Origin of the sequence: Winogradskyella costae, assembly GCF_013403865.1 — a bacterium.
Classification (GTDB): domain Bacteria; phylum Bacteroidota; class Bacteroidia; order Flavobacteriales; family Flavobacteriaceae; genus Winogradskyella; species Winogradskyella costae.
This window is the reverse complement of record NZ_JABFDK010000009.1, coordinates 34,709-48,650: the sequence shown is the minus strand read 5'-3', so window position 1 is coordinate 48,650 and position 13,942 is coordinate 34,709. Positions and strand designations below refer to the sequence as shown.

The 13,942-nt window shown below is 32.3% G+C and carries 9 protein-coding genes; 4 read left to right on the top strand and 5 right to left on the bottom strand.

Annotation, left to right across the window (positions count from 1 at the left end; genetic code table 11):
- Positions 1 to 77 precede the first annotated feature (77 nt).
- The 3 genes from HM986_RS15380 to tilS all read right to left on the bottom strand — a co-directional run bounded on the left by HM986_RS15380 (position 78) and on the right by tilS (position 5,045).
- Positions 78 to 1,961, bottom strand: coding sequence for a CocE/NonD family hydrolase (locus tag HM986_RS15380; RefSeq protein WP_179335963.1), 1,884 nt, complete (start codon positions 1,959 to 1,961; stop codon positions 78 to 80).
- Between the two features lie 89 nt (positions 1,962 to 2,050).
- The gene (gene ade / locus HM986_RS15375) at positions 2,051 to 3,673 is read right to left on the bottom strand and encodes an adenine deaminase (protein WP_179335962.1); all 1,623 of its coding nucleotides are present in this window, start codon (positions 3,671 to 3,673) and stop codon (positions 2,051 to 2,053) included.
- Positions 3,674 to 3,728: 55 nt separating this feature from the next.
- On the bottom strand, positions 3,729 to 5,045 hold the full coding sequence (tilS, locus tag HM986_RS15370; protein ID WP_179335961.1) for a tRNA lysidine(34) synthetase TilS: 1,317 nt from the start codon (positions 5,043 to 5,045) through the stop codon (positions 3,729 to 3,731).
- Between the two features lie 155 nt (positions 5,046 to 5,200).
- On the opposite strand from tilS, the gene HM986_RS15365 reads away from it, so the two are divergent.
- Complete coding sequence (locus HM986_RS15365; RefSeq protein ID WP_179335960.1) at positions 5,201 to 5,890, top strand: hypothetical protein; 690 nt, start codon at positions 5,201 to 5,203, stop codon at positions 5,888 to 5,890.
- A gap of 140 nt (positions 5,891 to 6,030) precedes the next feature.
- Here the strand turns inward: HM986_RS15365 and HM986_RS15360 are convergent, their stop codons facing one another.
- Positions 6,031 to 7,329, bottom strand: coding sequence for an anthranilate synthase component I family protein (locus tag HM986_RS15360; protein ID WP_179335959.1), 1,299 nt, complete (start codon positions 7,327 to 7,329; stop codon positions 6,031 to 6,033).
- Between the two features lie 187 nt (positions 7,330 to 7,516).
- Here HM986_RS15360 and HM986_RS15355 point away from each other — a divergent pair, with 187 nt between their 5' ends.
- The 3 genes from HM986_RS15355 to HM986_RS15345 all read left to right on the top strand — a co-directional run bounded on the left by HM986_RS15355 (position 7,517) and on the right by HM986_RS15345 (position 13,461).
- A complete protein-coding gene (locus HM986_RS15355; protein WP_179335958.1) occupies positions 7,517 to 8,404 on the top strand; it encodes an aldose 1-epimerase family protein in 888 nt (295 codons plus the stop codon).
- A 121-nt stretch (positions 8,405 to 8,525) separates the two neighbouring features.
- On the top strand, positions 8,526 to 12,065 hold the full coding sequence (locus HM986_RS15350) for a TraB/GumN family protein (protein WP_179335957.1): 3,540 nt from the start codon (positions 8,526 to 8,528) through the stop codon (positions 12,063 to 12,065).
- Positions 12,066 to 12,111: 46 nt separating this feature from the next.
- On the top strand, positions 12,112 to 13,461 hold the full coding sequence (locus tag HM986_RS15345; RefSeq protein ID WP_179335956.1) for a DEAD/DEAH box helicase: 1,350 nt from the start codon (positions 12,112 to 12,114) through the stop codon (positions 13,459 to 13,461).
- A gap of 6 nt (positions 13,462 to 13,467) precedes the next feature.
- Here HM986_RS15345 and HM986_RS15340 read toward each other — a convergent pair whose 3' ends face one another.
- The gene (locus HM986_RS15340) at positions 13,468 to 13,938 is read right to left on the bottom strand and encodes a hypothetical protein (protein ID WP_179335955.1); all 471 of its coding nucleotides are present in this window, start codon (positions 13,936 to 13,938) and stop codon (positions 13,468 to 13,470) included.
- Positions 13,939 to 13,942 lie beyond the last annotated feature (4 nt).

Genomic DNA, 13,942 nt, shown 5'->3' with positions numbered 1-13,942 from the left:
TTACTAAAAACTTCTCGATACAATTTCTCATGCTTCGAAATCACTCGAAGTGAGAACTCTGATGTGATTATTACATATTATTTAAGTACAGTAAACTCAATTGCTGAGTCATTATACACTTTATGTGTTTGTTTCTTGAAATCTGATTCCTTAGCTTCAAAAATATTATCTACATAAGTCTGTGGATTTGCATCTATATAAGGAAAGAATGTACTCTGTATTTGTACTTGAATTTTATGTCCCTTTTTAAACGTATGAAACACATCTTGTAACTTTATGTTAACTGCTGTTTTCTCATTTGGAATAAATGGCTCTGGTTCTGACATACTGTTTCTAAAACGACCACGTAACACTTCACTTCGCACCATCATGTGGTAATTACTTAGTTTTAAGTGATCTTGAACATCGTCTGTGTTTTCAGTATCTGCAGGATATACATCAATCACTTTTACAATCCAATCGGCTGCTGTTCCTGTTGTTGAAACCTTCAATTTTGCTAAAATATCACCAGCTAACGTGATATCTCCGTCTAATATTTCAGTTTCAAATGTTAACACATCTGGACGTCTTGAAGCAAAACGTTGATCGTCTGTCATGAATTTACGTGGTGTAAATCCAACACCTATATCTTCCGTATATGGCACTGGTTTCATTGGATCACTAACAAAATCAGATGTTGCTATCATACGATTTTCTTGTTGTGCTAAACGCTCGTAAGGTTGCATAAAGTAATCTTCTTTAGTTGTGTTTTCTGGTGGCCAAGTTTCAAAAGATTGCCATTCTTTTGTCCCCGTATTAAACATTTGCGCTTCAGCTAAACTAGTCTCACCATTAGCTTCACCTTTTAAGAAATGATTAAAGAACTTCGTTTCAATATGCTTCTGAAAGTAATCAGATATACCGTCTCCAAAATGAATATTACCAACCACTTGTCTTTCACTATTTCTAGCCCAATCACCATGACTCCATGGTCCAAAAACTACGGTATTATAATTATTGCTATTCTTTTCTATAGCTTTATAAGTATTAAAAGGTCCGTATAAATCTTCCGCATCAAACAAACCTCCAACAATCATTGTTGCTGGTTTTATATCTTTTAAATGTTGAATAATCCCTCTTGATTGCCAAAAGTCATCATAAGTAACATGTGTTTTCAGTTGCTCCATAAACACATTGGTACTATCATAGTACTTATCTAATTTACTTAACGGCATATGATCTAAGAAAAACTGATGCTGGTCTTCTGTTTGTAAATCTGGTAATGTATACCAAGATTCAGTTGTGGGTTGATCTTTCATATAACCAAATAAACCTGTTGCTCTCCAATAACTTAACATATAAGCGCCATTATGAATAAAATCATCAAAGAAAAAATCACCAATACACGCTTGTGGTGACACCGCTTTTAATGCAGGATGCGAATCTAAAAGCGAATAAGTGGCATAGAATCCTGGGTACGAAATTCCGTAAGTCCCAACATTACCATTATTATGAGCTACATTATTTACTAACCATTCAATAGTATCGTAGGTATCACTAGCCTCATCAAATTGTTTTCCTGTTTTATTAGGAATATAAGCACGCATATTATCGTAAACACCTTCACTATTCCAACGTCCTCTAACATCTTGATACACCATAATATTCCCCTCTTCCATCAGGTATTTATTTGGTCCAATTTTGGTTTTGAATTCATTTTCTCCGTAAGGCCTAGAGCTATATGGCGTTCGCATCATTAACATTGGATACGTTTTTGTGGTATCTTTTGGAGTATAAATGGTCGTATGTAAATTTATACCATCTCGCATCGCTATTGACACTTCTTGCTTTGTGTAATGATCTTGAACAAAGGTATCTTTGACTTCAACCTTGGTCTGTTCTTTAATTTCTGAATCGGTTGTTTTTTTACAACTTATAAAAGTGAATACAATGAATGTAATAAGTAGAATTCTTTTAATCATAGTAGCGTTTTAATTTTTGAAAGGTTTAAAGATAAATAGTGAATTTATACCTACAAGAATTTTAAAACCTTGCAAGATATAACAAGATATTAAGCAACTTCAACTGAGGTAAACTCAAATTTACCACCATCAAAAAGTCCTTTATCACTTAGTTTTAAAGCTGGAATTACCAACAGAGCCATAAATGATAAACTCATATAAGGCGCATGAAGTTTACTTCCCAATTGTTTGGCCATTTTATCGAGTTCTGAATATTGTTTCCCAATAACTTCGGCATTTTTATCACTCATAATTCCTGCAACAGGCAGTGCAACTACTTTCTGTTCTGTATCACTAACTGCACAAATACCACCTTCATTTTCTACCAATAAATTCACCGCTTTACAAATGGCTTCGTCTGAAACTCCAATAGCAATTATATTATGTGAATCGTGACCAACAGAACTTGCAATAGCTCCTTCTTTTAATCCGTAATTTTTAATGAATGCAATAGCAGGTTTATCATTTTTATAACGATTAACAACCGTCATTTTCAATACATCTGTTTCAGTATTAGACACCAGATTTCCATTTTCAATCTTAGAATCTACGATAATTTCATTGGTTACTAATTCTCCGTCTAAACACTCAATCACTCTAATTTCTTTTGCATCAGATTCAAATCTAAAATCTGAAACGTCTTTTTTATCGGTGTTGAAATTATTTAAATTCTGAAAATCTACATGCTTCACATGTGAAACTCCATTAGCAAATACCAGCTCACCATCAATATAGGTTTCAAGCGTTTTAAAATCTTTTAAATCTTCTACTACGATACAATCTGCATCATCTCCAACATTGAGCAAACCCACATCTAAATTGTAATGTTTCACCGGGTTTACACAAGCCGACTGCAAAACTTTAAATACATCAATTCCTTTTGCTACTGCTCTTGCACACAATTGATTAATGTGACCTAATAATAAATCGTCTGGATGTTTATCGTCACTACAAAACATCATATTCTCGTAATTCTCATCCAACAAACCAATTAAAGCTTCAAAGTTTTTGGCAGCACTACCCTCTCGAATAATCACTTTCATACCCTTTTGTAGTTTTTCTGCACCTTCTTCAAAAGTGAAACACTCGTGATCTGTAGAAATTCCTGCAGAAATATATTTTGTTAAATCATCGCCTCTTAAACCTGGTGCATGTCCATCTACTGGTTTATTATAGTGTTTTGCCCATTCTATTTTCTTAAGCACTTCAGCATCATCATAAATGACTCCTGGGTAATTCATCATTTCAGCCAAATACTTAATATCTGGATTCTCCATTAATGCCTTTATATCATCCGAATCTATAACCGCTCCTGCAGATTCAAAGCTCGTCGCAGGCACACAAGATGGTGCTCCAAAATTGAATTTGAATGGTGTTTCTTTTCCATTATTTATCATGAACTCTACACCTGCAACACCAAGAACATTGGCAATCTCATGGGGATCTGAAACTGTAGAAACTGTACCATGTTTTACAGCTATCTTAGCAAACTCGGAAGGCACCAACATAGAACTTTCAATATGAATATGTGCATCTACAAAACCAGGTAAGATGAAGTGGTTTTCTTCACAGTCTACCTCTTCAACACTTGAGATTTTACCATTTTTAATAGTTACTTCTCCTTTAAAGATTCTGCTATTTTCTATGTCTACTATGTTTCCTTTTAGTTTCAAATTATTTCTATTATATTTAAATTAAATATTTAATTTTAAAGTAATTAAATGTACTTTAAGTAAGTTCAACTTTAAGTATTGATTTTGATTTTGTTGTGATCTTAAATCTCTCATCGGCACGTTGTCCAATCACCCAAATCACCTTATCGTCGGACATTAACAACCAGATGTTTTCTTTTTCGACTAAAGATAATTTTTCGTCTTTTAGATATTTACTCAGCTTCTTTTTGCCAGTCATTCCTATAGGCTGAAAAACATCTCCTTCTTTCCAAAGTCTTAATTCTAACGGAAATTTTAAGAGGTCTTTATCAACATAAATAATTTGGTTTGATGTTACAGAAATCACATCAACTTCGCTAATAACCAAATTACCAAAAGGTGTATTTATAGCCTTGTCACTTTCCTGTATATATAGAGAGACTTCACTTTGCTCAGCATGAGATAACGTTGCTAAGATTAAATAATCACGATGTTTAATTAAACGATGCGAATTAGATTTTACCAGTTTACCAGATTGTGCATCTAACAAATCGACGATATCATTCCATTCTGTAAAGCCATAACCCTTAAACATATTAAACAAATAAGCTTTAGGATTATGAACGGCCTTAAATTCCGAAATCTTATACGTCATTCCAGAGTCATCATTACTAACCATAGCTCTTTCCACAAAACCATTCAGATTATCTTCTACGAGATCTGCTGTATCATTAAGATTCGAAATGGTATTTTGGAAGCTATCTAGTAATTGCGGATTGATTTCTTTTAAAATTGGAACCACTTCATGACGCAATTTATTCCGTAAATATTTTCTAGAGGCATTACTGGCATCTTCGCGCCAAATAATGTTTTCCTTATTAGCATACTCTTCAATTTGCGCTCTTGAAAATGGTAACAATGGACGCACCACATTATTATTTAGCATTGGAATACCAGTTAATCCATTTAAACCCGTTCCTCTTGTAAAATTAATGAGGAAGGTTTCAAGATTATCATCTGCGTGATGTGCAGTTAAAATATAATCGAATTTTAATTGTTGTGCCAATTCTTTAAACCAATCGTAACGCAATTCGCGTGCAGCCATCTGAATAGAACGCTTATTTTCGTCAGCATAAGCCTGCGTATCAAAATTCTGAATAAATATTTCGACATCTAACGCTTCGGCCAATTCTAGTACAAAATCTTCATCTTTATTGCTTTCTTCTGCTCTTAAATTAAAATTACAATGTGCGAGCGAAAAATTCAGATTTAAATTTTTACATAAATGTGCTAATACAACACTATCTATTCCACCCGAAATAGCAATGAGTAACCTACCCTCTTTTAAAATAGAAAGGTTTTTATCGATGTGATTATTGAAGTCTTTTTGCACATCTCAAAGGTATTGAATTTATTCATTCCTTCAGAAGTACATATACTCAAACTTTTAAGGTAACTGAACTTTATTCTCTGGTGTTAAAATGACTTTTATCATATTGATGTGTATTCTTTTTAATTAACTTTAAAAGAATTTAAAATTATTAGGTCATGAGTGTAACAGAAAAATTAACATCAGAAACGACACGAAATGCCTTTGAAAAAAAGGTGCTTTCTGCCATACCGCATTTACATCCTTATGTAAAACACAGAATCTATATTGCTGAAACTACAGGCATTTTACCAAAAAATATGTTTTCGTCTAACGGAATTATTGACGAGAGTATTATCATACTTTATGATACTGATTTTGACGTTGAAGCAGAACCATTAGCTATAAAACTTGAACTGTTTAAAATAGTGGATAATTATATGAATCTACTATTTAAAAACGAAGCTTATCACAAAGAAACGATTAGTACAGATGCGATACTTAAAAAAGAATTATCTAAGCTTACTGAAGACTATACCGTTGATGGTGACTTTGATTTTATCTTAAACACAGAACTTAACGATATCTCTTATCATCAAAATGAAAATGAAACGTTACAATTATATTCAGACAAAGAAACGTCGATTTTAACTGCTTTTGAAGTTGAGGATTTATCTACGAAACAATCGCCAAAAGTATTTGATAAACTATATAACTGGTTACCTTTTAATGTGTCTAACATTATGGATTTGTACATTTTTGGTAAGTTAGATTTTGAATCGATTGCAAAAATCAAAAAACTAGAAGAGAAACGTGTGGTCGATATTTTTGATAAGGTTAAACGTACTTTTAGACGGCATATTGAGTAGTAGTTGTTGGTTGTTGGGATAAATAAACTAATACACAAAGTTGCACAAAGAAGGCACAAAGATGCGCAGAGCGTTTATTTTAAATGATTTCTGGAATAGAAGGTTATATAATTTGAGAAACCGCTCACTGTGAATGAACGTTATCCTTCCAACGCTTCTCGCATAGCTTTTGCTTTAACTAAGCACTCTTCATATTCTTTTAAGGGATCGCTCTTTGCTGTAATGGCTCCACCTACAGAATATGAAATGTATTGTTTTGATTGGTTATATAGAATACTTCTAATAATCACATTAAAATCAAAATCACCATGTGGCGTGAAATAACCAATTGACCCAGAGTATAAACCACGTTTGGTTTCTTCGAGATTTTCGATAATTTTTAGAGCCGAGAGTTTTGGCACACCTGTCATACTTCCCATAGGGAACGTTGTTTTTATAATATCTACAGGATTGATTTCTGGTTTTACTTCAGATTGAATCGTAGAAATCATTTGATGGACTTGCAAAAACGAATGGACTTTACACAATTCTTTTACTTCTACACTGCCTTTTATGGCTGTATGTGATAGATCATTCCTTACCAAATCTACAATCATGATGTTTTCACTACGTTCTTTTTGGTCTTTTAATAAGTCTTCCGCGAGTTTTAAGTCTTCAGCTTGATTTTCAGAGCGTTTAGCTGTTCCTTTAATAGGTTGAGAAATTACAGTAGTTCCATTTTTTTTAATATAACGTTCTGGTGACGCAGACATCATATAATTGTTTTCGAATTTTAAAAAGCTAGCAAAAGGTGGTTTTGAAATGGCATTAAGCTTGTTAAAGGTTTCAACCGGATTTATTACACTGTCTTCTGCATAAAATTCTTGACAAAAATTAGCCTCATAAATATCACCACGTTGAATATGAGCTAATATTTTATTAACTTTCTTGAAGTAGTCATCTTTATGAATTCTTAGTTTTATTTTTATTGAATTATCGTTCTGGGATTTCTCGTTTTCACTCGAAATACCATTTGTTATAATTTCTAAATCATCCTCAATCTCATCATCAACCATTTTTAGGTACTTAATTTCAACCTGATTACCTTTAATTAAAAAGAGTTTTTTCGGTTGAAAGAAATACAAATCAGGAAAATTTAAACCATCAAAATTATTAGACTTTAACTGTTCTGTGGTGTTTTTTAAATCGTAAGTGAGGTAACCGAAAATCCAGTCGTCTGTTATGGTCTGATACTCTTTTAAACGTTCAAAAGCATCAACATAATCGGTTCGTATGGTTGTAAAAGCATCAACAGCCAACACAGCATCATAATTGCTGTATTGGTCTTTATGATTATTAGAATCTAACCAAACGATATCATCAAATTGCTGACTCCAAAGCAAGAGGTTTTGCTTAAAGTTTGCAATATTATTAGGATGGTGATGACGTGTTGTTCTCAATAGAAAAATAATTGCTGCAAGTTACCGAAATAAAATTATTTCTTTAGTGTAGATTTTATTTGTTGAAGGTTCAAAATTTAGAATTACACCCCTAAAGTCCCCTCAAGGGGACAATCACATGGTTACGAATAAAAAAATCTTGCAGAATAAATAATTAGAATTGTATATTTCAAAAAAAATAAAACGCATGTATAGTTTAAAAAACGACCTATTACAAATTCATATAAAATCTAAAGGAGCTGAGTTATGTAATATCACTTCAGCAAAACATAAAACCGAATTTATGTGGCAGGCTAATCCTGAGTTTTGGGGAAGTCATGCTCCAAACTTATTTCCAATTATTGGGTGTATGAAAGATGACCACTACATCTACAATAACAAGACATATCCAATGCCAAAGCATGGTTTTGTGAGACACAATGATAATTTCACTATTAAAAAGCAGTCAGATTCTAGCGTAACGTTTTCACTAGTTTCTAATGAAAAACTGTATTCTTATTACCCTTTCTTATTTGAATTTGAAATTACTTATACACTTTCAAAAAATAAGCTAATGGTGACTCATACGATTACAAATTTAGATGATAAGACACTTTACTTCTCTTTGGGAGGTCATCCTGCTTTTAATTGTCCGCTTTCAGAAGATGAAAATTATACCGATTATTATTTAGAATTTGAAAAAAACGAAGACAGTCAATCTTATTTATTAAATATGGCAAATGGTTTATTAACCAATGACACCAAACCTGCATTTTCAGAAGGAAACAAAATTCATTTACGACCAGATCTATTTAATGAGGATGCTTTAGTTTTCAAGGATTTAAAATCGAGAATTGTAAGTTTAAAACACAATACCAAAGGAAATGTGTTCACTGTAAATTTTAAAGATTTTAAACATTTAGGTATTTGGGCAAAACCTAATGCACCATATGTTTGTATTGAACCTTGGTTGGGTTTTGCTGATCACGAAACTACAGATCAAAAGATTGAAACTAAAGAAGGTATTACAAAACTTGACGCGGCATCTTCGTTTAAAGCAAGCTATAGTATTGAGATTGATCAGAAGCATTTATAATAAATTAATTAAACTACTTTTTTAAGAATTATAGATGACTATTTAAATTTTATTGAAGCAACATGCTCTATTATTTAAAAAGTATATTACTTTGCTTTAACAAAATATTAACAACTACACCATGAGCTACCTAATCTTAAAAAATAATAGTGTATTTCGCTTTTTTATAACCTTTTCACTTTTATCTCAATTAACTTTTGCTCAAAACAACGATGCGTATAGTTTGTTATGGAAAATAGAAGGAAACAACTTAGAGTCTGCCTCTTATCTATTTGGAACCATGCATATAGATGATGCTAGAGTATTTAACTTTAGTGATGCTGTTATGCCAGCCATAGAAAGTGTAGAGTATTTTGCTTTGGAGGTTAATGCAGATTCTCTAATGACAGCAATTACAGGCAAGACATATGATATTTCAGCAAGTGAATACTATAAAACGCTACTAAAACCTAAGGATTATAAACGACTTTTAAAACGGTTTGAAGAAGTTAACGAATTTTCTCTAGAAGACTCAGAAATAATGAGTCCAGATCAGGTAGTCAGTATGCTTATTCCAGATATTCAAAAGGACGATGACAAATCTACATTTGTTGATTTCTATCTTTTAGGTCAAGCGCGTACTATGAATAAAACGATTGTTGGCTTAGAAGATGTAAAAGACCAAATGAATTATTTTGACAATCTTTCTGATGAAAAGAAAACAAAAGAAATTCTTAGCCATTTAGATATTGATGTGGATAGCATTAATAGAACTAAAGAAATAATGACCAAACTATATGCTACAGGTGATTTAAATAAAATCGCTGAGTTTATAAATAATTATGATGTTATTGATAGCACTATGATTGCTAGAAATAATGTAATGAAAAACAGCATTATAGACATCATGAAAAAAGGGAGTCTGTTTGCCGGAGTTGGTGCTGCTCACTTAGTGGGTGAGAACAATGTTATTGAATTATTAATAAACGAAGGCTACGACGTTAGCGTTGTTGAAGCAAAATTTACAGGAGTAGCTGACACTTATAAAATAGACAACTCAAAAGGGATTTGGTATAACTATACAGATACCGATTTAGGGTTTAATCTCCAATTACCAAAATCTCCAAATATTAAACAAGATTTCGACAAGTTTACTATTCATGGTTATGGAGATATACCTACTAAGACGAGTTACCTCTTTACGGGTTTTGATACAGGTTATGCGCTAACACAATCTCAAATTGACACCTTAATGGAAAACATGGTATCTAATGTCATTGAAAAAAGAGAAGGTGAAATTATTAGTCGAGAACAACTTCCGGATACCGATAAATTTGGCTACGATATTATAGCTAAACTGCCTAATAATGTTATGGTAAAAGCTAGATTTGTTGTTAAACATAACCATTTTTATTATTTCTCAGTCGAAACGCCACAAGAACAAATCAATGAAAATTATATTGATCGTTATTTTAATTCCATTACAATTGATGGTATAGAACCTATTATTAAAACTAAAGGTTGGCGAGAGTTTAAAAGCGAAACGGGAGCTTTTACCCTTCAAATACCTGTGGATGCAAAGGAAGTCTCTAGAGAACACCCTAACCCTATTGATGCTGAAGGTGAACCTTATTTTCTTAATCTTTATATGGCTACAGATACCGAAAATTTAAATAATTATTTGATTCGGTATAACGACCAACCCATGGGCTATTTTCTTCAAAATCCTGAAATTGCATTTAAAGAAACTGAAAACGGATTAACACAAACGTCAGAATTACTAGCAGAACCGAAAGTTATTTATTTAGATAACATTCAAGGACGAGAATATGAAATATTACTTAATAACAAATATCATTGTATCGTCCGTGCTTATTTCAGAGGAAACCGAACATATCTTTTGATGAAACAAAAACTTAATGAAACAGAGAAAGTGAGCGTAGACGATCTGTTTTTTAAAAGTTTTAAGTTACTGCCTTACCAAGAATCTCAACTTTCGGATTATGAATCACCCAATAAAGATTTTAAAATAAAATTATTTGAACGGGTAACTGAAGATATCGACACACTAGATAGCAATGATTCTAATGTTATTGATTCGTATGATTATACCACCATAAACCCTAAAACGGGTAACATTTACCAGTATGGTTATAACAATATTGGCAAATACTTCAGAATTCCAACACACAAGAAATTTCTCGATGACTATAAAAACGGCTCACTAGAATATAATGATAGTATTGTAAATGAACGCATTTTAGTTAAAGATGGTGATTCATTAATTCAGTTTACAGTCAAAAATAAATTATTCGAAGATACACAACGTGTGACGGTCCACCAGATTTGGTATAAAAATTACAGAATGCATATTGCTAAAGCTATTATAAATGAGGAAGAATTAAATACTGGCATTGTTGATCAAATATTTAATTCAATAAATGAAAAACCGGTTACGTCTGATATTAATGTTTACGAATCAAAAGCGAAATACATTATTGAAGATTTAAAATCTACTGATTCCATTGTATATAATAGAGCCTTAAAAGCTTTTGAATATTACGAATTTGATAAAGATGATTTGCCAATTTTAGACGATGCACTTAACTATAGTTTTTCAGAAGACACTAACGATGTGATTAAGGCTAGTTTAATAAATGAATATAGTTTAATAAATGATGAAACATCTTTGGAAACTTTGGAGTCATTTTACAACAAATCATCAACATCAGATGTCTTAAAAACGGCTATCCTTATTGCTATTCCTATTATTGAATCAGAGCAGTCTTTACCGCTTTATAGCAAACTGTTCTTTTCTAATCCACCAACTGAAGAGGATTCATATGACTATAGTGTATTTCAACCTTTTAATGACTCATTAAATTATGCGATAGAAAATTACAGTAAACTACTATCGCTTATGTCTGTAAGACAATACAGAAATGACATTATATATTTATCTAATGATATTCATAACTCCGACTTAGATACAAATGACATTGTAAAGTCAAATTACAATAAGATTCTAAATTATTTAACGACTGACGCTGAGGTATTTTTCAACATACCTCCACCTAGCGATGAGTACGATGAAGATTATGACTACACGTATTATAATTTAATGGTGGCTTATTTAAATAGCCTCAATACAGTGAAATATGACGATAGTACAAGCAATGCTTTCACCTCTAAACTTTTAAGCAGAGATGATGACAGATGGTTGCGATTATTAGCTATTACTTCGCGTATATTTAACAATTATTCTATTTCGGAAGCTATACTAAATCCCTATTTAGAAGATTTCTATTTCAGGTTTGAAATCATAGAAGCTTATCATAAAATCGACAGACTTCAAGATGTAGATAAAAAATATCTTAAAGAAGAAGCTTTCGCTAAGCTTTCCTTTTACAACTATGTTGGTGAAGATGGAGGTTATCCGGACGAAATTAAGATTTTGAAAAAAATTAAGAAGAATGATTCAGAGTTTTACGCTGTTAAATTCGACTATATAGATGAAGATCCAAATGAAAATGTTTCTTACATCGGTATTGTCGGACCACTAAAAAAAATAGATCAAAACACTGAATTTACAATGTATAGCTCTTATACGTATTGGGATGAATATGACGATGACTGGAAGACTAAAATAGAGACTCTAATTACAGATTTTTTAGAGTTGTAGAAATAGTTATCTAATTACAACTATCTTTGCACCTTAAAACAGACACGTGACTTTTAACGACCTTAATTTAAATACACCATTATATAACGCTTTAGATGATTTAGGATTTACAACTCCTACTCCAATCCAAGCAGAATCTTTCAATGTAGTGGCTGCTGGTAAAGATGTAGTTGGTATTGCACAAACCGGTACAGGTAAGACTTTTGCTTACATGCTACCTATACTTAAAAACCTTTCGTTTTCTCAGCAAGAAAATCCAAGAGTATTAATTTTAGTGCCCACACGAGAATTAGTAGTACAAGTGGTTAGTGAGATTGAAAAGCTTTCTAAATACATTAACAATCGTGTGTTAGGAGTTTATGGTGGAACCAACATCAATACACAAAAACAGGCCGTTGCACAAGGACAAGATATTATTGTTGCAACTCCAGGACGATTATATGATTTAGCAGTAAGTAGAGTTTTACAATTAAAATCGATTCAAAAATTAGTGATTGATGAGGTTGATGTGATGCTAGATTTAGGTTTTAGACATCAACTCCTTAATATATTTGATATTTTACCTCCGCGTCGTCAAAACATCATGTACTCGGCAACGATGACTAAAGATGTTGATGATTTAATTACTGACTTCTTTAAAAGTCCTACAAAAATATCAATCGCAGTTTCTGGTACTCCATTAGAAAACATAAAACAAGAACGTTTTGATGTTCCTAATTTTTATACCAAAGTAAATCTATTAGAACATTTACTTCGCGATAAAGACGAGTTTTCAAGAGTCTTAATTTTTGTGGCTTACAAGAAGATGGCAGATCGCCTTTTTGATCAGTTAGAAGAATTATTTCCTAATGAAACCTGTGTCATTCACTCAAACAAAACCCAAAACTACAGGTTGCGCAGTATTGAGCAATTTAGAGAAGGTGAAAATCGCTTATTAGTGGCTACAGACGTCATGGCAAGAGGTTTAGATATTGAAGGAGTATCTCATGTTATTAACTTTGACACTCCGGATTATCCTGAAAACTATATGCACAGAATTGGTAGAACTGGTCGTGCTGAAAAAGAAGGACATACCTTTTTATTTACTACTGAAAGCGAACAAGAAGGTTTAGAGCGCATTGAGGAATTAATGCAAATGAAAATTGAAACCCTTGAGATTCCTGAGGATGTTACAATTTCAACTGAATTAATTGAAGAAGAACGTCCGCAAATACGCGAGCGAAATAATCCGACCAAACGTCGCGATGAAGATGCTCCTGGACCAGCATTTCATGAGAAATCTGAAAAGAACTCTAAAGAAAATTTAGGTGGTTCTTATAAATTTAAAATTGCCGCGAAATACAAGAAGCCAAAAACGAGAGGTGATAAAAATTATAATAGACGAAATAAGAAATAAACACTTCTACTCTAGTTTTAATAAGTCATCACAATGTCTATTATAATCTAAACAAAGAATTTCTAAGGTTTCTAAAAGTAACGCGTTCAATTCTTTATGATCTGATTTAATAGAATGGGCCAGTTTGAATTCTGAATATGCTCCAGAGATTCTTCCTTTGTTTAATCTCTGTTTACCAGATTTTAGTAAAAAGTTAAATGCCATATTATCTTTTTTAATCACCCAAGCTAATTCTTCTTTGTGTCGTAACCTAGAATCTTCTATCCAACGTGGAATTGATAAAGCAGTTATCAAAACCATTACGAAAAACAAAATGATTCCAAAATTATAGCTTCCTTTATTATTTGAGTATTGAAGTTTAAATTTTCTATGATAGGTTGGAACCGCAGTAAATGAGCCTTTTCGTTGCATAGAAAATGGCTTACGAGGACGCATCCCGTAAATCCATTTTTGCAAACCCAAACCCATGTAACCCATACTA